Below are 20,502 nucleotides of genomic sequence, written 5' to 3'. Positions count from 1 at the left end.
GTCAGGCGCCGGTACGGCCGTGGTGCGTCGGCTGGGCCGTGTGCGACGGGGTGTCGGTGTCGGTCAGGGCCGAGGTCAGCGCGGCGTGGTCGGCGATCGTCAGGTCGGCGTAGTCCAGGGCGAAGCGGGCGACGGCCTCGTCGAAGGCGTCGCCTGCGCCCAGGTAGCCGGCGATCGCGAACCGGTCGCCGGTCCGGGCGTGGGCGCGGGCCAGGGTGCGCCCGCACAGGCGCGCGTACCCCTCCAGCAGGAGCGGGTCCATGGAGGCGATCTCGGCCGAGCCCTTCATGTCGCGCAGCTGGCGCCAGTAGAAGTGCCGGCCGCCGGGACCGGTGGCCCAGCCGAGGAAGATGTCGCCGGCCGCCTGGAGGAGCCGCTGCCCGGCCACCACGCGGTGGCCGGCGTGCCGGTGAGCGGACGGCCCGGCGTGCGCCTCCAGCACGGACGGGACGGCCTCCTTGATCTGGAGGAAGAGCGGGTCTCCCGCGTCCCGGCCCGTCAGCAGCATCACGAAGCAGCGGGTCCCGACGCTGCCGACGCCCACCACCTTCCGGGCCACGTCGACCCGGCGGAAACGGTCTAGAAGCAGCCGCCGTTCCTCCGGCAGCGAGGCCCGGTAGTCCGTGAACACCTGCGCCACCGTGGCCTCGTCGAAGGAGTCGACCGGCGCCAGCAGCGGCGGATCGCAGCGGATCCGGAGCCGGCCGTCCACCGTCTCCGCCAGTTTGTCCAGCGCCTGGAGGCTGGTCCGGCGCCGGGCCCGTTCGAGCGCGATCGCCACCCGCTCCCGGTGCCGCCCCCGCACCAGCGGCAGCACCTCCGCGCTGTCCACCCGCTCGTACCAGACGGCGAGTTCACCGAGACCGGCCAGCCGGCGCATGTTCCGCCGGTAGGCCGCCGCGGCCGCTCCGGCGGCCCGCCGGGCGGCCTTGTCGTCGTGCCCGTTGTCCCGGGCCGCCACGGCCACGCTCGCCGCGAGCCGTTTGACGTCCCATTCGAAGGGGCCGGGCAGCGTCTCGTCGAAGTCGTTCAGATCGAACAGCAGGGTCCGTTCGGGAGAGGCGTACAGGCCGAAGTTCAGCAGGTGCGCGTCCCCGCACAGCTGCACCAGCAGTCCCGTGTGCGGCGCGGCCCCCAGGTCGGCGGCCATCACGGCCGCGGCCCCGCGCAGGAAGGGGAACGGCCCGGCCGCCATCCGCGCGTAGCGCAGCGGCAGCAGTTCCGGCACCCGGCCGACGCCCTGCGCGGCCAGGACCGCCACCGGGTCCGGGCGGCCGTCCTGCGGGGGCGTCGCCGCGTGCTCCGACCGGGGCAGCCGCTTGCGCCGCGCCCGGCCGGACCGGGCCCGGTCGTCAGGGGACGACGGCGGGTCCTTCGCCATCCTCCAGTCATATCACCGGGTCCGGGCGTGCGCCGTCCGGGGGAACGCGCGGTGTGCCGGACCCGCCGGACGGCCGGCCGCGGCGCAAGGTCCATTCCGGTGCCGCGTTCTCCGCGGCGCTCCGGTCGTGGTGATGGAGATGGGGAGGCGCGGATGCGCACGTTCAGGAAGATCGCCCTGGTGGCACCGGTGGCCGCCGTCTCGGCCGTGCTCTTCGCCGGGAGCGCGCTGGCGGACCCGTCGTACGCGGACGGGCTGGTCGTCAGCCCGTCCGGGGTGAAGGTCCGTTCCAGCCCGACCACCGGAGCCCGGATCGTCGGCTCCCTCGACCCGTGGCAGCGGATCGGGCTGTCCTGCCAGGCCGAGGCCAAATGGGTGGAGGGCAACGACATCTGGTACCGGCTGCACGGCCGGTCCGGCTGGGTCTCGGCCCGGTACGTGCACAACTACACCAACGTGCGCTGGTGCGAGAAGTGACCCGGACGGGTGCCCGGTCCCGCTGAGGGTCAGGCCGTCGTTCCGACGCAGTGCCCGGTGCCCGCCGTCCGGTCCAGTGCGCCCTTCAGGGCGAAGGAGAGGACGAGTCCGGAGCCGGTGGCGCGGGCGCCGGTGAGCTCGACCCCGTCCGGGAGGTCCCCGAGACCGATCGTGCGGGGCTTCAGCTTGTCCGCGATGCCGGAGCCGAACGGCAGGGACGCCAGCCGGTCCACGGGTACGTCGCGGCCGAAGATCCGGAGGGCGGCGGGCGTGACGGTGACGCTGTCGGCCGTGGTGGACAGGGTGGTCCGGACGGTGACGGGCAGCCCGGTGTCCCCGGCGTTCCCCGTCAGGGTGAGGTCCTTGCCGTCCGTGCCCAGGACCAGGCCGGAGGCCGCGCCGTCCGCGGCCTCGTCCGCGCGCCGGTTCAGCGCCGGGTAGCCGACGGTGGCCGTGCCGGTGCCGGCCTTGACGCCGTCGCGGGAGACGTCCTTCAGGACGGCGTCGACGTCCATGTCGGTGCCCTGGCGCCGCACCCCCTCCGCGCGGAGGCGGACGGTCGCGACGTCGCCGGTGAGGGCGCGCAGTCCGGCGAGGGGGCCGTCGAGGTCGGCGCTGACCGCTCCGGCCGGTCCGAGCCGGCACGTCGCGGCGTCGACCACCCGCTCCTCGGCCTTCCGCAGTGCCACGAAGTTCACGGTCCCGGCGGCGGCGGTCGTGACGAGGCAGACGGCGGCGGTGACGATCAGGGTCTTGCGGCGGGGGCTTTTCACGGTGCGGAGGTTCCGTTCCGGGCGAGGGCGAGGATGGCGAAGGCCTTGGGCAGGAGCGGCGCGGCGTCGCCCGCCGTACCGGCCTCACGGCGGGCGCGCTGGGTGCGCAGCACGGCGCGGGCCGCCGAGAGCGCCGAGCAGGCGATCACGTTCGCGTGCAGGTCGGTGTCGGGCATGCCGGCCGGGAGGCGTTCGAGGACGAGGTGGGCGAGGCGGTCCTCGAACTCGGTGAAGGCCTGCATCAGCCGGGACCGGACGAGTGCCTGCCCCTCGGTGCCCGCCAGCGAGTGGGTCAGGCCCGCCAGGGTGCTGCGCGCGAACGGGACGGCGGCCTCCGTCAGGGCGTGGCACACCGCGTCGAGGGGGTCCTCGTCGCGGGGGCGCGCGGTCAGGGCGGTCTCGATGAAGGCGAACAGTTCCGCGCTGTCCGGCAGCAGCAGGGACTCCTTGTTCTCGAAGTACCGGAAGAACGTGCGCTCCGACACGTCCGCGGCGGCCGCGATGTCCGTCACGGTCGTCGCGGCGAACCCGCGCTCGGCGAAGAGCCGGGCCGCGCACGCGCGCAACGTACGACGGGTCTGCTCCTTCTTGCGTTCGCGCAGGCCGGGCGGGCTGTTCTCGGGTGCCATGGGGCAACCCTACCGATCACGGCAGACATGTCAATTGTCAGCCCTGCCATGTGTGACCTAGTGTCTCTTGGCAGTCCTGACACTTTTGGAGTCGCCGTGTCTTCAGCCCTGCCCGAGGTCCCCTCCGCCGCGCCGCCCGTCCCGGACCGGGCGACGCCCTCCCGTCTGGCCCGGACGGGGGCGTTCTGCGCCCGCCACCCCGTGTGGGTCATAGCGGCGTGGCTGCTCGTCCTGTGCGCCGCGCTCGCCGGCCGGCACCTCGCCGACGCCGTCTACAGCGACCAGGTCACCCTGCCCGGCACCGCGACCCAGGCCGGAGCGAGCCTGCTCAAGGCCTCCGAACCCGCCGCCGACGCGCCGAACGGCAAGGTCGTCCTCCACGTGGACTCCGGCACCGTGGCCGGGCACGGGAAGGCGGTCGCCGACACGCTGGGCCGGCTCGCCGCCCTGCCCCACGTCACGGCCGCTTCGCCCCCGGTGACCAGCGCGGACGGCCGCACCGCGTACAGCGTCGTGTCCTTCGACGCCCCGCTGAAGTCCCTCGGGCACGCCTACACGGACCGGCTGGACGAGGCCACGGAACCGGCCCGCGCGGCCGGCGTCCAGGTCGGCTACGGCGGCGACCTCGACCAGATCGTCCGCCCGCCCGCCGACGACGCGGCCGCGGAACTCACCGGTCTCGCCGCCGCCCTGGTGATCCTGCTCCTCGCGTTCGGCAGCGTCGCCGCCGCCCTCCTGCCCCTCGCCACCGCGCTCATCGGCGTGGGCGTCGGCATGGGGGTGGTCGGCATCGTCGCGGGCGCCGTCTCCTTCGCCACCGCGGCGCCCACCCTCGCGGCCATGCTCGGCCTCGGCGTCGGCATCGACTACGCCCTGTTCCTCACCACCCGCTACCGCCAGGACCTCGTCGAGGGCGGTGATCCCGTCGAGGCCGCGGGCCGCGCCACCGCCACCAGCGGTCACGCCGTCCTCGTCGCCGCCATGACCGTCGGCGTCGCCCTCCTCGGCCTCTACGCCTGCGGCATCGGCTTCATCGGCAAACTCGGACTGGCCGCGACCACCGCCGTGGTCATGACCGCCGCGGCCGCCGTCACCCTGGTGCCCGCCGCGCTCGGACTGGTCGGCCGCCGCATCGACCGCCTCCGGGTACGCCGCCCGGTCGCCGAGAGCTCCGGGGGCCGGGACGGCTGGCACCGCTACGCCGCCCTCGTCGCCCGCCGCCCGTGGACGTTCCTCCTCGCCGGCACGGCGCTCCTGGCCCTGTGCGCGGTCCCGATGTTCTCCATGCGCCTCGGTCACGTCGACAGCGGCGCCGACCCGGCCGGCAGCGCCACCCGCAACGCCCACACCTGGATCTCCGAAGCCGGGGGACCGGGATTCGGGCCCGGCGCCAACGGCCCCTTCCTCGTCGTCGTGGACCTCGCCGACAGCTCGCGGAGCGCCGACGCGATCGGGCGGGAACTCGGGGAGGCCCTGGAACGCACGCCCGGGGTGGCGCGCGTGACCCCGCCCCGGCCGAGCGCCGACGGCAGGATCCTGACCTCCACCGTCACCCCCGCCTCCGGCCCGCAGGAGGCCGCCACCGGCGCCCTCTTCGACCGGCTCACCGACCGCACGCTCCCCGGGGCCCTGCACGGCACCGGGGCGACCGCCCACCTCACCGGGACCACCGCGGGGCAGCTGGACTTCCGCGACACCGTCACCCGGCGCCTGCCCCTCATCATCGGCCTGGTCCTCGTCGCCTCGTTCCTGCTGCTGATGACGGTCTTCCGGAGCCTGGTCATCCCGTTGAAGGCCGTCTTCCTCAACCTCGTGACCACCGCGGCCTCGTACGGCATCCTCGTCGCGGTCTTCCAGTGGGGCTGGGGCGCGGCACCGCTGGGCCTGCCCGGACCGGTGCCGATCGAGTCGTACGTACCGATGATGATGTTCGCCATCACCTTCGGGCTGTCCATGGACTACGAGATCTTCCTGCTGTCCCGCATCGCCGAGGACTGGCGCGCCGGCCACGACAACCGGCACGCCGTCGCCACCGGTCTCGCCGTGACCGGCCGGGTCATCTCCAGCGCCGCGCTGATCATGACCGTCGTGTTCCTGTCGTTCGCCGCCTCGCCCGTCGTCGTCATCAAGATGCTCGCGCTGGGGCTGGCCGTCAGCGTCGTCATCGACGCGACCGTCGTACGGCTCGTCATGGTGCCCTCCGTCATGTTCCTGACGGGCAGGGCGAACTGGTGGCTGCCGCGGCGTCTCGACAGGATCCTGCCGCACGTCAGGGCGTGAGGGCCCGGCCGTGGTCTTCCCCGCGCGTTCCGCCCCGGGCGGGGCCGGGCGCGTCCACGGGATTTCGAGGGGACTTCCAGAACCCTTATAGCGCTCCGGGCCATTCTGGGCCCTGACCGAAAAAGGCCGGATCCTTTCGGCGGCACCCGATGTTCCAGCCGCCGAAATCGTCATCCGGACAGGGCTCTTCGGGGGCGTCCGGCGCATTCCGTTATTGCTTGCCGCCGCTCGACCGGCCTTGTAATACTTTTTTCGGAACAGCCGTCTCCGGATATCGGACAAACCGAGCCGCAGACCGCGGAGTTCTGTTCAGTGCACATTCGGCTATCGCCTCCACTTCTGGGAGACACCTGTGCCCGACTACGCACGCACCATCGACCTCGACCTCCGGGAACTCGACGTCGACCTCGGCGACCTCATCGTGACGTCCATGCGCGACAAGGCCGCCCTCTACGAGGGAGCACCCGTCTGGAACGCCTGCTCCTGCGTGGCCTCGTCCAGCTGCGTCGACCCGCAGCTGGACACCGGTGTGACCACGGGCTGACACGACCGCCCGTCAGCACCACCCGGCCCACCCCCTCTCAGCCAACCGTCCAACGAGGGAGACACCCATGCCCGATGCCCTTCCCGAACCCGGCTTCGACTTCGATTTCGACGACCTCGACCTCGGCGAGCTCACGGTGACGTCCATGCGTGACACCGCCGCCCTGCCCGAAGGCGGAGCCTCCCACGGCTCCTGTTCCTGTCAGGGCTCCTCCTCCTGCGCCCAGCCGCAGACCGACGTTCCGCTGGGCTGATCCCCGGCCCACCCCGCACCACCCGAATGCCGGACGCCTCCCGCCGCACCCCGCGTGCGGCGGGAGGCCCGCGCCACCACCCACAGGACGGGGAGAGGCATGCCGCAGCCACAGCACACCGCCGCCGGCGAGGCCGCGTACCGGGTCCGGTCCGCGCCCCACGCGCTGGTCCGCTTCACCGTCCTCGCGCACCCGGCCGAGCCCCCGGCCGCGGCGGAGTTCCGCGCCCTGGCCGCCCGCCTCCACCGGCTCGACGCCGAGCTGCTGCACCTCACCGGGCCCCTCTGCGACGCCCTGCACGACAGCCGCGACGGCCACCCGGCGGACTTCCACCGCGACGTCGTCCTGCCGCTGCGCCGCGCCCTGCACAACGGGCGCGAACCCCGGCCCGCCCTGCTGGAACGCCTCGGCGACCTGCCCGCCCGGCTGCCGCCGCTCACCGCCTGGACGGCGCTCCGCGCCCGCCGGACAGCCCTCCTCGCCGAGCTCGACGGCGCCGCCGACCGGGCCCTGGCCGCCGAACGCGCGCAGCTCGCCGCCCTGTGCCGCGAGCCGGCCCTCGCCCGGGCCGTCGCCCTCACCAGCGCCGACCTGCTGCGGGCCGTGGAGCGCGCCGCCACGGGCACGACCGACCGCCGGGCGCGCAAGGAGGAACCCGCCGTACTGCGGTACGCCCTGCGGGCCAGTACCAAGACCAGCCCCCTGTCCTGGTTCACCGCCGTCGGCTGGGGCACCCTGACCGGGGCGTCCACCCGCCAGGCCGTCCCCTCCTGGGGCGCCGCACCCCTGCTCGGCGGCCCCCTGCGCTCCGTGGTGCGGGCCAACCGCACCCTGACGGCCGCCCTCACCATGGCCCTCCTCGACGCTCCCCACCGCCGCTCGGCCCTGCCCCACCGGATCACCAGCACGGCCCGGGTCACCGGGGGACGGGCCGCGTACTCCCGCGACCAGCCCGGCTTCGCCGGCGGACGCTACCTCGTGGCGGCCGAGGACGAGGCGGAGCTCGCCTTCGGCGGCCCGCTGCGCCTGCTCACCGACCACGCCGCGGACCCCGCCCCCCTGGACGAACTCACGGACCTGCTGGCCGCCGCCCTGACCCGGCCCGAAAACGGAGACGGCAGCGGCGACAGGAACGGCGACAGGAACGGCGACGGCACCGGCACCGGCGTGGCGGCGGCCGCCGGGTACCTGCACCGCCTCGCGGAAGCGGGCCTGCTCGTGCCCGCCGACCCGGTCCCGCCGCAGGACGACGATCCGCTGGAGCACCTCGCCGACTGGCTGCGCACCTTCGCCGCCGCACACCCCGGGGACCGCGCCCGCGCCGACCGCCTCGACGAACTAGGCCGCCGCACCGCCGAGTTCGCCGGAACACCCGCCAGTGCGCGCCCCGCCCTGCTCGCCGATCTGTCCCGGCGCTGGCGGGACGAACTGGCCGACGCCGGACGCCCCGTACCCGCGGTCGCCGCCCCCCTCGTCCCCCTCTCCGAGGACGTGGTCGCCCCCGACCCGCTCGTCCTCGACGGATTCCTCGGCGCCGCCGACCACGAGGCGCTCGGCGAGGTCACGGCACTCGCGGAACTCTTCGACCTCGGCCACCTCGTCCGCCGCCTCGTCCGCGACCGCTTCGTCGCCCGGTACGGGCCCGGCGGCACCTGCCGCCACCCGTGGGAGTTCGGCGCCGACGTCACCGAGGCCTGGGAAGCCGCGGCACGGCTCCCCGTACTCGACCCGCGGGACGGAACCCCCCTGCCCACCGGGGCGGGCGCACTCCTCGCCCTGCGCTCCGCCGTCACCGACGCCGTCCGCGAAGCCGCGGCCCTCGCACCGGCCGGTGCCCACGAGCTCGTCCTGCCCCCGGACCTCCTCAAGACGCTCGGCGGGCACCTGCCCCGCTGGACCCTCGAACGACCCCTGGGCTACGCGTACTTCCTCCAGCGGGACCCGGACCGGGACCTCCTCTGCGTCAACCACGTCTACGGCGGATGGGGCCGGTTCAGCAGCCGCTTCCTGGACGCCCTGGACCCCGGCGCGCGCGACGCCGTCTCCCGGCAGATCAGCCGCGCCCTGGATCCCGGGTCCAGGGCCGCGCAGATCCGGCCCGTCGGCGGGTTCAACGCCAACCTCCACCCCCTGCTGGTACCCGACGAGATCGGCACCGACCACCGCGCGGCCTCCCTCGCCGAATCCGACCTGGAACTCGTCCACGACGAACCCACCGACCAGGTGCGCTTCCGGCTGCGGGACACCGGCGAACACGTCGACGTCCTCTACCCGGGCTTCCTCGCCCCCGTCCTCCTGTCACGCCGCATCGGCGCCCACCTGAGCGACCACCCCCACGGATCCGTCGACCTCAGGGCCCTCGTCCCCCGGACCGCCCTCCCCGCGCCGGGCGGCACGGTGACCCGCAGCCCCCGGCTGCGCCACCGGCACGTCGTACTCCGGCGCGCCCGCTGGATCCTGCCCGCCGAGGTGGTGCGGGCCCTGCGCGCGGACCTGGCGGCCACCCCGCAGCCCGCCACGGCGGCGGCCCGCTGGCGAGCCCGGCTGGACCTGCCCGAACAGCTCTTCCTCCACCCGGCGGCCACCGTCGCCACCGGACGCGGGGCCGAGGACTTCCTGAGCCGGCTGAGCCTGCCCAAACCGCAGTTCGTGGACCTCGGCAACGCGCTCCACCTGCGCTGCCTGGCCAAATGGCTGGCCCGGCACGACGGCGGCGCGGTACTGGAAGAGGCGCTCCCCGCACCCGGCGGCCTGGCCGCCCCGGCCCGCGCGGCCGAACTCGTCCTGGAGGTCGACCGGGCCGGACGGCCCCGATGACCCGCCCACCGGCCACGGAGGAAGGCACCGTGCGAGAAACACGTCCCCCCGCGACAGGCACCCGCGACGTGGTCGCCTCCTACCACCACCCGGTCAAGGCCCCGCTCCTGCGCGAGGCACTGCTGCCCCTCGCCCGGTCCGCGACGGCCCAGGGCCTGGCCGCACACGTCGAACGCCACTGGCTGCACGGCCCCCACCTGCGGCTGCGCCTCCAGGGAGAACCCGAACAGGTCGCTGCCGCCGCCGAGTCCGCCGCCGCGCGGATCCGCGCCTGGATGGCCGTGCACCCCTCGCGCGGCGACCGCTCCGAGACCGAGCTGCTCGCACGGGCCGCCGAAGCCGGACGCGCCGAACTCATCGCCCCGCCCTACGGCCCGATCACCCCGGACAACACCGTCCGGACCGAACCCGCCGACCGCACCTCCGTACGCGCCCTCCTCGGCGACGACGGCGCCGGCCTGCGCGACGACCTGCTGCGGGCCGGACTCGGCGCACTGGAGGCCGGCGCCCGGTACCTCGGCGAACAGGGCGACACCGCCGGGGCCCGGCTGCGGCTCGCGGTGACCGCCCTCGCCGCCCACGCCCGCGCCCACCCCGGCGGACTGGCCGGCGGACACTACTCGTACGTCTCCCACCTGGAGGACTTCCTCCTCCACGACGACCCGGACGGCCGCCTGCGCGAGCGCTTCGACAGCCACTGGGAACGCGCGGGCGACGCCGCGACCACCCTCGTCGCACGCATCGCCGACGGCAACGCGCAGGGCTGGGAACGCGGCTGGGCCGACTTCTCGGCGGGAGCCTGGCGGCTGGCGCGCAGCCGGTACGAGGCCGGCGCGGACCTGCACGGCGCCCCGCAGGAGTACCGGGCCCGGGCCGCCGCCACCGGTGACCCGGCGGCCGCACGGCGCTGGGACCACGAAACCCGCACCCGCTACAGCGAGTTCCACCGCCTGCTCAGCCGCTCCGACCCGGACGGCGGGATGTGGAGCCGCCCCGACTACCTGGTGTACCGGGCCTGCACCAACGCCCTGTACCGGCTCCTCGCCATCTGTGACGTCCGCCCCCTGGAGCGGTACCTAGCGGCCCACCTCGTCGTCCGTACGGTGCCCGGCCTGACCGGCTGCGACTGGCGCGCCGAACTCGGCGCGGCCGTCGCCGCCGTGGAGCGCGGCGCATGACCCCCGGGACCGCACCGGCCCCGGCCGTGGAGAGGACCGTACGGAGGCTGCGCCCGGGAACCGCCGTGACGCCGCTGCGCGGCGGGCTGCACCTGAGGGGCCGGCGCGGGAACCTCACCCTGGAGGGCAGCGCCGCACTGCCCGCCCTGTGGCGGCGGCTGGAGCCGGCGCTCCTGGACGGGGACGTCGACGCCCTCCTCGACGGCATGCAACCCGGCTCCGCGCCCCGGCGCGCCGTGGAAACGCTCCTCGTACAACTGGACGCCCACGACCTGCTCGTCACGGAACCCGCCCCGGCCGGGCGGAGGACCCGCCCCGGCGGGCTGCCGCCGTCCGGCCCGGACGAGCGCACGCCCTCCGCGCCGGCCGCCCCCGCCCCGGGGCCGCTCGCGCAGTGGCTCGCAGCGACGGCCGCACGCCCCGACGCCGCGTCGGCCGCGCTCGCCACGGCCCGCGCCGAAGTGGTGGCCGCGGCCCCCGACGGGCCGCTCGCCCGGGCCGCGGCGCAGGCACTGGCACGGTGCGGACTGCCCGTCGCGCACACCGCCGACCCGGAACTCCCCGAAGGGCGGATCCTGCTCCGCGTCCTCGGCGCCGGCCCGGACCGGGCCGTCGCCGTCGGCCGGTCCGGCGCGACCGGATACGTCACCGCCCCCGGCAGCCCCGTCCAGGCCCGCTCCGACGCGGCGGCCCTCGAAGCCCGGCTCGGCCCCGGCGCACCCGTACGGTCCGCCGCGCTCGACCCGCTGCTCGCGGGCTCCGCCGCGCACCGGCTGCTGTGCGCGGCCGCCGGGCTCCCGGACCCGGCGGGCGAGGGGGACGACGGCCGGCAGCTGCCCGGCCTGCCCGCCGTGCTCCTCGCCGACGCCCGCCCGCTGCGGGCCGAGTACCGCACCTGGCTCGGGCCGGCCCGGCTCGACCCCGACCGCCGCGCGGGCCTCGGCCCCGCCGACACCCTCGGCGAGGCACTGCGCCGGGTGGCGGCCCTCGGCGACGAGCGGTGCGGAGCCCTGCCCGACCCCCTCCCGGGGGAGCTGCGCCAACTGCCCGTCCCGCTCGCCGCCTGCCTCCTGCCCGGCACCCCGCCGCACGGCGGACGCCTGGCCGGGGGTGCGCCACGGCTGGACCTGGCCCGCCTGGAGGTGTTCTGTCGGGTCGCCGAACTCCTCCTGGGCGACACCGGGTTCACCGTCGGCGCCAACCCCGGGCACGCCCGGGGCCGGGCCCTGCGCGAGGCGGCCCGCCGCATCGGGCTCCCCGACGGGCAGGAGCCGGTGGCGCCGTCCCGCTGGTCCGGGCACCCCCAGGTCCGCCACTGGTGGACGACCCTGACGGCCCGCCTCGCCGTGCCCGCCCGGCTGGAGGTGTACCGGACCACCCCCGGCGAGGAGGTGTACCGAGCCCTCGTCCACGGCCCCGCCGAGCCCGGCGGCCCGCCCGCGCGGGTGCTGGGCGAAGCCGTCGAGGCGACCCCGGGTGACGCGGCGGCGTTCGCCGCGCTCGCCGCCGTCGCGGCCCGCGCCGCCGGGCCGGACGCCGCACGGGCCCGCCCCTCGGGCGGCGCCGTCGCCCCCCTGGCCACCGCCGGAGCGCGCCCGGCCGTCTGGGAGGACGCCGGATGGACCGGAGGCTGGCTCGCGGAGACGGCCGCCCGGGAGGACTCCTTCCAGGACGCGCTGCACCGGCTGACGCGAGCCGCCGCGCCCGGGCGGGCCCCCGCCCCCGGGGCGGATCCCGAACCCGCCGGCCTGCTGCGGGCCTTCGGGTTCACCGTCCTGCACACCCCGGAGGACCCGCGATGACCACCCGCACCCCCGCCCCGGACACGGCCGTCCCCGACATGGCCGCCCCGGACACGGCCGTCCCGGACACGGCCGTCCCGGACACGGCCGCCCCGCTCGGAGCCCTGCCGGTGCCCGTGCTCGACGCCGCGTCGGCGAGGACGCACCCGGCCGGCCCGGCCGTGGTCCTCCTGACGCGGTGGACGCTGCGCGATGCCGAGGAACTCAGCCGGCACGCGCTCGGACGGCCCGTCGCCCTGGTCCCCGTACGCCTCGACGGGGCACTGGCCGTGATCGGCCCGGTGCTGCGGCCGGGCGCCGCGGCCTGCCTGTCCTGCGCCGAGTACCAACGGCTGGCCACCGACGGCGGCCGGGTGCCCTGGCGCAGCCCGGACATGGCGCTGGCAGGCGTACCGTCACCCGCGCTCGCCGGCTCGCTCGGAGCCCTCGTACGGGACCTCCTGGACGACGACGGGGAGGCGGGGGAGGGAGAAGCGGGGGAGGAGAGGGGCGCGGATCCCGCCACCGCCGTCGTCCACGTCGTCCACCAGGGCCGCGGCACCTGGTCCACCCACCGGATCCGCCCGGTCGGCGGCTGCGCGGTATGCCGCCCCCTGCCCGCCGACACCGCGTCCGGCGTCCGCCCGCTGCCCGCACCCCGTCCGCTGCCCGACCCGTACGTCCTGCGCGCCCCCAACCCCCGCACCACCCCGGAGGGGCTGCGCGCCGCACTGTACGACGGACGGTTCGGCCCGGTGCGCCGACTGCTCCGCGCCGAGGACTCCGCCTTCAGCCTGACCAGCGCCTCCGTCACGGACGGCCGGCTCGCCGACGGCGCCGGATACGGACGCGCCGGTGACTTCGCCGACAGTGAGCGGATCGCGCTGTTCGAGGCCGTAGAGCGGTACGCGGGCATGCGACCGACCGGCCGCCGCACCACGCTGCGCGCCTCCTTCGCCGAGCTCGGGCCCGACCGGGCCGTGGACCCGGAGCGTCTCGGCCTGCCCGACCCCGCGTACCACGGTCATCCGGCGTCGCCGACCGTCCCCTACACCCCGGACCTCGAACTGGACTGGGTGCACGGCTGGTCGCTGACCCGGCAGCGGGTGACGGCCGTCCCCGAGCACGTCGCCTACTGGGAGGTACCGGGCCCCGGGCGTCCGCGCGTGGTGTACGAGTCCTCCAACGGCTGCGGTCTGGGCAACAGCCCCGAAGAGGCCGCCCTCTACGGCCTGTTCGAGGTCGCCGAGCGGGACGCCTTCCTGATGGCCTGGTACGCGCGGACGCCCCTGCGCCGCGTCGAGGTGCCCGCCGAGGACCTCGACACGGCCCTCCTCGCGGACCGGGCGGCCGTGGCCGGCTACCGGCTGGTCCTCCTCGACGCGACGAACGACTTCGGCGTCCCGGCCGTCCTCGCGGTCTGCCGTTACGAGGGCACCCACCCCGGGGCGCCGCGGATGTTCCTCGCGGCGGGTGCCCACCACGACCCCCGCGCGGCGATCCGTTCGGCGGTGGCCGAGGTGGTCACCAACGTGCTGGAGTCGGCGCACCGTTCGTCCGGCGAGGGCGGCCCGCGCGATCCGCGGCGGCTGCGCCCGATGCTGGACCGGCCGGAGCTGGTGGTGACCCTCGACGACCACGTCGGGCTCAACATGCTGCCCGAGGCGGCGCCGCGCACCGCGTTCCTCTTCGCCGGCCCGGGCCCGTCCCTGACGGCCGCCGAGGCCTGGCCGGACGCACCCGGGCCCGTCCACGACCTCGGCGCCCTCCTCGCGGCCACCGTCGAGCGGCTGTCGCGGGCCGGTCTGGAGGTGATCACCGTCGACCAGAGCGAACCGGGCGTGCGCGAACGCCTCGGCCTGCACTGCGTGAAGGCGATCGTCCCGGGATCGCTGCCGATGACCTTCGGGCACGTCAACCACCGCACGCTGGGCCTGCCCCGGCTGCTGGAGGTGCCGTACCGGCTCGGCCGCACGTCCCGTCCCCTGCGCCACGAGGACCTGGTACTCCACCCGCACCCCTTTCCCTGACGCCGGCGACCCCACGGCCCCGCCCCACGACCCGCCCCACGGACCCACACCCGAGGAACCCACGTGACGACCACCGGCACCTGGCACGGCCACCACCTCTTCCTGCACTCCACCACCGAGGACACCGACGCCTTCCTGCTCCGTGACGCCGCCCCGCTCCTCGACGGCCTGGTGGCGTCCGGGCACGCCGAGCGGTGGTTCTTCATCCGGTACGGGGAGGACGGCCCCCACGTACGGATCCGGGTGCGCGGCCTGAGCCCGGCCGCCGCCGGGGAACTGCCCCGCGCCCTGGCCCTGGCGGCGAAGGAGGTGCCCGCCGTGCCCGGCCCGTGGCCGTCCCGCCACGGGGAGGTCCGCGCCGTGCCCTACGTACCCGAGACCGGCCGATACGGCGGCCCCCGGGCCCTGCCGGTCGCCGAGGAGGTCTTCGCCGACTCCACTCAGACGGCCCTCGCGGCCCTGCGGGAGCTGCGCGGCGCCGGCCCGGCGGCCCGGCTGACGTACGCGGCGGACCTCGCGCACGCCACCGCGCACGGGCTCGGCATGGACCCGCTCACCGCGGCCGGCTGGCTGCGGCGGCACGCGGCGGGCTGGCGGTGGGTCAGCGAGGTGCCGCTGCTGCCGGGCGCGGCCGTGCACAGCCGGGTCAACTCCGTGTACGCGGCGCAGCGCGAGGGGCTGGCACGGCGCGCGGAGGACCTGCGCGAGCGGCTGGCGGCGGGCACCGCGCAGCCGTGGACCGGCCGGTGGGCGGCCCGCGTCCACGCGGCGGACGCCCTGCTGCGGGCCGGGGCGGACGGGGCCGGAGGGGAGGCGGCCGGAGGCCGTGCGCCCGGGGGTGCGGAGCCGCTGTCGCCCGACGCGTCCGCCCGGGTCTGGGCCTCGCAGCTCCACATGCTCTTCAACCGGCTCGGGGTGACCCCCGACGAGGAGCGGGCCGTGTGCCGGCTGGCCGCCCGGACGCTGCTGGAGCCGCGTGCGGCGTCCGGCTCCCCGTCGGAGGACCACACCTTCTTCCCGCCGGGGCACACCGCCCCCGACCTGCAGTACCTGGAGCGCAGCAAGTTCCAGATCGGCCGGGGCGAGGACACGGCGCTGCGGCCGCTGCCCGCCGGCCCGCAGCCGGCGCCGTCCTCCGGCGCCTGGCCGGAGACCGCCCTGCCCGCCGACCCGCTCCCGGACACGTCGCTGCGCGCGGTCCTGGCGGCCCGGTCGTCCGTCCGGGGCGCCCTCGGGGGACCGGTGGACGCCGGCACCCTCGGCGCGCTGCTGTGGCACTCCCTGTCCGAGAGCGGCCGCTCCGAGGAGCGGTTCCCCGACGGATCCGTCCGGACCGCCGTGCACCGCCCCCATCCCAGCGCGGGTGCGCTCTACACGGCCCGCGTCCGGCTGATCGTGCTCGACGTGGCCGGGGTGGCGCCGGGCACCTACGACTGCGTACCGGAGCGCAGGACGCTGCGGTACGTCGGCCCCGCGCCGACGGTGGCGGAGATCAAGCCGCTGTCGACGTACCTGTCCAGGCCGGCGACGGACCCGGCCGGGATCGGCATCGACGGGGTGCCCGTCATCCTCGGCCTGTACGCGGACCTCGGTCTGCTGCGCCGCCGCTACGGCCTGCGCGCGCTGCGCCTGGCCCTGCTGGAGACCGGCCACCTGGCCCAGAACCTCCTGCTGGTGGCCTCGGCGCTGGGCCTGGGCGGCACCACCCTGGGCGGCTTCCAGGACGACCTCGCGCACGAACTGCTCGGCCTGGACGATCTCGCGCAGCCGCTCCAGTACCTCCTGCCGCTCGGGCGCCGCCCGGAGGAACGGGTCGCGTACCCGTCCTGAAATAGACTGCCCCGATGACCGACGTCTCCTTGCCCCCCTGTCCCGAGTGCTCCAGCGCCTACACCTACGAGATGGGCGCGCTGCTGGTCTGCCCCGAGTGCGCCCACGAGTGGTCGCCCGCCGCGGCGGAGTCGGGCGAGGCGCCGGCCGAGCGCGTGATCAAGGACTCGGTCGGCAACGTGCTCGCGGACGGCGACACGGTGACCGTCGTCAAGGGCCTGAAGGTCAAGGGCAGCCCGACCGGAATCAAGGCCGGCACGAAGGTCCGCAACATCCGCCTCGTCGAGGGCGTGGACGGACACGACATCGACTGCAAGGTCGAGGGCTTCGGCCCCATGCAGCTCAAGTCCAGCGTGGTCAGGAAGGGCTGACGGCCCCCCACCAGTCCCACCAGTCCCACCTTTCGTCCTTCGCCTTCCGCCGGGGTTACAGGTACGAGGTCCGTGGCCCGTGCCCCGGCGAAACCCCCGCCAGCTTGATCGTGCATGGTCAAATGGCTGGATTCGTGCGGTTGGAGCCGTGGGCCCGGCCGCGACGCACCCCCGCGCGCCAGGCGCTGCGCCCGACACCCCCATTCCGCCCGCGCCCGGGCCCCCGGCCCGGGTTGCCGGGCGCCGCACCCCGCGCCGCCGTGGCGGCAAACGCCGAGGTCCCGCGCCGTGCGCGGGCCGTGCGGCCGGTTCGCGCGAAGGGGTCAGCGGTGCGCTTCCCGGGCCGAGTGCCGGGCCGTTCCCGAGCGTGCGGCGAGGCTCCTTCGAGGGGATGTCGAGCGGGCTCCGTTCGGCGTGAAATTGGTCTGGACCACCCGACTCCGTGATGGTTAGGGTTCTTAACAGAACTCGCGCCGGCCGGCAGCGGTCCCGTTCCGCCTTCCGCCAAACCCCTCTCGTGGAGGACCCGTCCGTGATCGACATCGTGGCCGTACTCAGAGCCGAAGACGCGGTTCTCGACTTCCTCTCCGTCCTCTCCGACCCCCGGCGCACCGAGGTCCACGTCCTGTCCGGCGACACCGGCGCCCACCTGGTCCTTCCCCCGGGCACGGACCCGCGCGAGCGGCTCGCCGCGCTGGCGGGCCACGTACGCCCGGTCGACGACACGGCCGCCTCGCCCGGGCCGGAACCCCTGGCCGTCCTGCTCCGCCGGGCGGCGGCCGGCCGGCCCGCGCGGCTGTGGACCCACTCGCCCGCCGACAACCGCCGGAGCCGGGGCGTACTCGGCCGCGACGCCGCCCGCGCGGCGGAGACCGAGGGCCTCCCCGTCCGGCACGCCGTGGGCTACTCGCCCTACCTCCAGTTCATCAGCGACCTGGACCGTCCGCTCGACGCCGCCCAGACCGCCGCCAAACTCGACTTCGTCAACCGGCACTGCGCCCACCTCCTGTCCACCCGTTCACCGGAACAGATGCTGTACACCGCCCGAGTCCCGGCCACCGAGCGGTACTTCGAGGCCGGGCCCGCCGAACGCGACGGACTCTTCGCCCTGTTGTCCAGCCTCGACGACGGAGCCGCCACGGTGGAGGACCCGTGGGAGTTCGCGAGCTCCCCCTACGAGCAGGAACGGCTGGACGCGACGACCGCCTGGATCGCCGGCCGGCTGGCCCCCGCGGACGGACCGCTGACCGAGGTCGGCGCCTGCGAGGGCGCGCTCACCGTCCGGCTCCGCGACAAGGGCTTCACCGTCGAGGCCACCGAACCCAACCCCCTCTTCCGCCGACGCCTGGCCGCACGCCTCGGCGACACGGGCCGCGTCCACCCCGACGGACTCGAGGAGCTGGCCGCCCGGCCCCGCCTGCCCGGACCCGCGTACCTGCTGATCGAGATGCTCTACTACGGCCAGGACCTCGACCTGCTCGACACCCTGCCGACCGGCCTGGTCTTCGTCGCCCTCGAACCCGAGGCGATCGCCACCCGCCTCGTCCCCTGGCTGGAGACCGCCCCGCACTGGGAGAACGCCGGGGAAACGGTCCTCGTCCGTCCCGCGCTCGAAGCAGTCTGCGGCGGCCGCGCCTACCTCAGCAAGCGCGGGAGCACCGGCGTCCTGCTGCGCCGCACCGCCGCCCGCTGACCCCGCCCGGGCCCTGACCGCGGCCCCCTCGGCCCGACGGCCTCCGTACGACGGCCTCCGTACGACGCTCCGGTAGGTGCGGCCCCTGCACACCACCGCCGCCGTGCCCCGCCCCGCCCCGTACCGCTTCCGCCGTACCCCCCACGCCCGTTCCGAGCCGGTGGCGGCGCCCCTCCGCACCCGTCTCCTTCCTCCGTCCCGTTCCCGAAGGTTGAACGCCCGTGAGCACTGCCACGACCCTGGTCAACGCCTGCCTGCTGCCCGCCTACGACGGCCGGACACCACCCGGCTGGATCCTGCGCGCCCTGGACGAAGGGCTCGCCGGAGTAGGCCTGTTCGGCACCAACCTCCGCTCCACCGGGCGCGGCCTGCGCGAGGACATCGTCGATCCGATCCGCGCGGTACGGCCCGACGCCCTGATCGCCCTGGACGAGGAAGGGGGTGACGTCACCCGGCTCGACTACCACCGCGGCAGCGTCTACCCCGGCAACCACGCCCTCGGCAGCGTCGACGACCCCGAACTGACCCGCCGCGTAGCCCTGGCCGTCGGCGCCGACCTGCGCGCTGCCGGGATCAACCTCTGCCTGGGCCCCTGCGCCGACGTCAACTCCCGCCCCGACAACCCGATCATCGGCGTCCGCTCCTTCGGCTCCCGGCCCGGCCCGGTCGCCCGCCACACCCGCGCCTTCGTCCAGGGCCTCCAGGAGCACGGAGTCGCCGCCACCCTGAAGCACTTCCCCGGACACGGCGACACCGTGACGGACTCGCACACGGCGCTGCCCGACATCCACCGCGACCTCGACGCCCTCCGCGCACTCGACCTGCCCCCCTTCGCCGGGGGCATCGCCGCCGGCGCCAAGGCGGTCATGACCGGCCACATCCGGCTCCCGCACCTCTCCGACCTGCCCGCCACCCTGAGCCACCGGATCGTCACCGGCCTGCTCCGCGAGGAACTCGGCCACGAGGGCGTGGTGATCAGCGACGCCATGGAGATGGCCCCCGTCAGGGACCGCTGGGGCTTCGGCGGCGCGGCCGTCCTCGCCTGGTCCGCGGGCGTCGACCTCGTCCTGCTCGGCGCCACCGACGGCGAGCTGCTCCTCCCCGAGGTCCACCGGGCGGTGGAGCACGCCCTGCGCACCGGCGAACTCACCCTCGAACGGCTGGAGGAGGCCGCCGCCCGGGTCGCCGCACTCCGCGCCTGGGCGGCGCCGACTACGGCCCCGCACCCCGGCCCGCTCACCACGGCCCCGGCCGGTTCCGCGGCCGGCTCCGCGAACGGGTCCGGCATCGGGCTCGCCGCCGCCCGCCGCGCCCTCGCCTCGGCCGGTCTGCCGCCCGTGGCCCCCGGCGAGCCGGTGCACTCCGTACGGCTCGTCACCGGCGCCAACATGGCCGTCGGAACGGCCCCTTGGGGACTCGCCCCGGCCCTGAAGCTCCTCGACGCACTGGCCTCCGACACCGACGTGGAACAGGGCACCGATCCACGGAACGTCCCCTTGCCCGACACCGGCCCCGTCGCCGTCGCCGTACGCGGCGCCGCCCTCGACCCCTGGCAGCGGGCCGCCCTCGACGCCCTGCGCGCCCGCAGGCCCGACCTCGTCACCGTCGAGATGGGCCTCGGCCCGCAGACCCCGGAACCCGGCGGCCGGCTCGTCCTCACCCGCGGGGCCGGCCTGGTCAACGCGGTCGCGGCCGCCGAACTCCTCACCGGCCGGACCTGCACCGGCCCCCTGCGCGCCTGAACCGTCCCGGCCACCCCCATCCCCCTGCCACCCCGGAGGACCAGGTGTACGACGTCTGCGTCGGCCTCGGCTACCACTGCGAATCGACCCACCAGATCCGGCGGATCACCGGCGACGAACGGGCCCACTTCTTCGACTGGCTCGACCTCGACTTCGACTCCGTGTACGACACCCTCGCGACCGACTTCCGCGAAGTCCTGCGCCCCGGCCTGACCGAACCCTTCGGCAACGGCACCTGCGCACTCGACACGGGCTCACGGATCCGCTTCTTCCACGACTTCCACACCCCCGACGGCGGACCCCTGACGGCCGACGACATCGCCGACCAGTTCCCCGCCGTACGCGCCAAGTTCGAGCACCTCGCGGAGCGGTGGCGCCGGCTGACCGCCTCGCCCACCCGCGTGCTGTACGTCCACCACGACGCCTTCGACGAACGCGAAGCCGCCGACCTGGCCCGTCTGCACGCCCTGCTCCGCGACCGCCACCCCGGCCACCGCTTCGCCCTGCTGTGGCTGCGCCGCACGCCGCCCGGCGACACGGCCGCCCTCCCGCCCGGCGTCCGCTGGGGCACCGTCGCGGCGCGCCCCGGCCGCTGGCAGGGCGACGACGCCCAGTGGGACGCCGCCTTCGCCGCCCTGGGCGCCGTCATCCGCCCCGCCGTCCCCGCCGCTCCCGCCGCCGCCTCCGTCATCCGCCCCGACGTCCGCACCTGACCCGGAGGAA

At 75.9% G+C, this 20,502-nt stretch carries 16 protein-coding genes; 13 read left to right on the top strand and 3 right to left on the bottom strand.

Features of this window, described 5'->3' with window-relative positions; genetic code table 11:
- Window position 1 precedes the first annotated feature (1 nt).
- Window positions 2-1,381 (bottom strand): DUF2252 domain-containing protein, encoded by a 1,380-nt coding sequence (locus AC07B0_RS13490; RefSeq protein ID WP_478898103.1) that lies wholly within the window; start codon window positions 1,379-1,381, stop codon window positions 2-4.
- A 153-nt stretch (window positions 1,382-1,534) separates the two neighbouring features.
- Between AC07B0_RS13490 and AC07B0_RS13485 the strand changes: the two genes are divergently transcribed.
- Window positions 1,535-1,858: an SH3 domain-containing protein gene (locus tag AC07B0_RS13485; protein WP_356883274.1), complete on the top strand. Its 324-nt coding sequence runs from the start codon at window positions 1,535-1,537 to the stop codon at window positions 1,856-1,858.
- Window positions 1,859-1,887: 29 nt separating this feature from the next.
- On the opposite strand, the gene AC07B0_RS13480 is transcribed toward AC07B0_RS13485, so the two are convergent.
- The gene (locus AC07B0_RS13480) at window positions 1,888-2,631 is read right to left on the bottom strand and encodes an LmeA family phospholipid-binding protein (protein WP_478864213.1); all 744 of its coding nucleotides are present in this window, start codon (window positions 2,629-2,631) and stop codon (window positions 1,888-1,890) included.
- Entirely contained in the window at window positions 2,628-3,260 is a 633-nt protein-coding gene (locus AC07B0_RS13475; RefSeq protein WP_478898101.1) for a TetR/AcrR family transcriptional regulator, read from the bottom strand. Before AC07B0_RS13475 ends, AC07B0_RS13480 begins: the two co-directional genes overlap by 4 nt.
- A gap of 96 nt (window positions 3,261-3,356) precedes the next feature.
- Here AC07B0_RS13475 and AC07B0_RS13470 point away from each other — a divergent pair, with 96 nt between their 5' ends.
- The 12 genes from AC07B0_RS13470 (at window position 3,357) to AC07B0_RS13415 (ending at window position 20,492) form a co-directional block, all read left to right on the top strand.
- Complete coding sequence (locus AC07B0_RS13470) at window positions 3,357-5,540, top strand: MMPL family transporter (RefSeq protein WP_478898099.1); 2,184 nt, start codon at window positions 3,357-3,359, stop codon at window positions 5,538-5,540.
- Window positions 5,541-5,892: 352 nt separating this feature from the next.
- Entirely contained in the window at window positions 5,893-6,084 is a 192-nt protein-coding gene (locus AC07B0_RS13465; RefSeq protein WP_356883266.1) for a thiazolylpeptide-type bacteriocin, read from the top strand.
- Between the two features lie 67 nt (window positions 6,085-6,151).
- Window positions 6,152-6,337, top strand: coding sequence for a thiazolylpeptide-type bacteriocin (locus AC07B0_RS13460; protein ID WP_356883264.1), 186 nt, complete (start codon window positions 6,152-6,154; stop codon window positions 6,335-6,337).
- 99 nt (window positions 6,338-6,436) lie between these two features.
- Window positions 6,437-9,154 carry a lantibiotic dehydratase gene (locus tag AC07B0_RS13455; protein ID WP_478898098.1) on the top strand — a complete coding sequence of 906 codons (2,718 nt, stop codon included), beginning with the start codon at window positions 6,437-6,439 and terminating at the stop codon, window positions 9,152-9,154.
- Window positions 9,155-9,183: 29 nt separating this feature from the next.
- On the top strand, window positions 9,184-10,332 hold the full coding sequence (locus AC07B0_RS13450) for a lantibiotic dehydratase C-terminal domain-containing protein (RefSeq protein WP_469379554.1): 1,149 nt from the start codon (window positions 9,184-9,186) through the stop codon (window positions 10,330-10,332).
- Window positions 10,329-12,134, top strand: a complete 1,806-nt coding sequence (locus AC07B0_RS13445; protein WP_469379556.1) for a hypothetical protein — start codon at window positions 10,329-10,331, stop codon at window positions 12,132-12,134. Before AC07B0_RS13450 ends, AC07B0_RS13445 begins: the two co-directional genes overlap by 4 nt.
- Window positions 12,131-14,143 (top strand): TOMM precursor leader peptide-binding protein, encoded by a 2,013-nt coding sequence (locus tag AC07B0_RS13440; RefSeq protein WP_469379558.1) that lies wholly within the window; start codon window positions 12,131-12,133, stop codon window positions 14,141-14,143. Before AC07B0_RS13445 ends, AC07B0_RS13440 begins: the two co-directional genes overlap by 4 nt.
- Before the next feature lie 63 nt (window positions 14,144-14,206).
- Window positions 14,207-15,973, top strand: coding sequence for a thiopeptide-type bacteriocin biosynthesis protein (locus AC07B0_RS13435; protein ID WP_469379560.1), 1,767 nt, complete (start codon window positions 14,207-14,209; stop codon window positions 15,971-15,973).
- Between the two features lie 14 nt (window positions 15,974-15,987).
- Window positions 15,988-16,344 (top strand): zinc ribbon domain-containing protein YjdM, encoded by a 357-nt coding sequence (locus AC07B0_RS13430; RefSeq protein WP_356873241.1) that lies wholly within the window; start codon window positions 15,988-15,990, stop codon window positions 16,342-16,344.
- A 532-nt stretch (window positions 16,345-16,876) separates the two neighbouring features.
- On the top strand, window positions 16,877-18,037 hold the full coding sequence (locus AC07B0_RS13425; RefSeq protein WP_469379562.1) for a hypothetical protein: 1,161 nt from the start codon (window positions 16,877-16,879) through the stop codon (window positions 18,035-18,037).
- A gap of 221 nt (window positions 18,038-18,258) precedes the next feature.
- Complete coding sequence (locus AC07B0_RS13420) at window positions 18,259-19,779, top strand: glycoside hydrolase family 3 protein (protein ID WP_478898094.1); 1,521 nt, start codon at window positions 18,259-18,261, stop codon at window positions 19,777-19,779.
- Window positions 19,780-19,823: 44 nt separating this feature from the next.
- Window positions 19,824-20,492, top strand: a complete 669-nt coding sequence (locus AC07B0_RS13415) for a DUF1796 family putative cysteine peptidase (protein ID WP_478864222.1) — start codon at window positions 19,824-19,826, stop codon at window positions 20,490-20,492.
- The last annotated feature ends 10 nt before the right edge of the window (window positions 20,493-20,502 follow it).

It is taken from the genome of Streptomyces sp. NPDC044704, from assembly GCF_056433525.1.
Note: the sequence above shows the minus strand (reverse complement) of the source record. Positions and strands in the feature narration are given on the sequence as shown.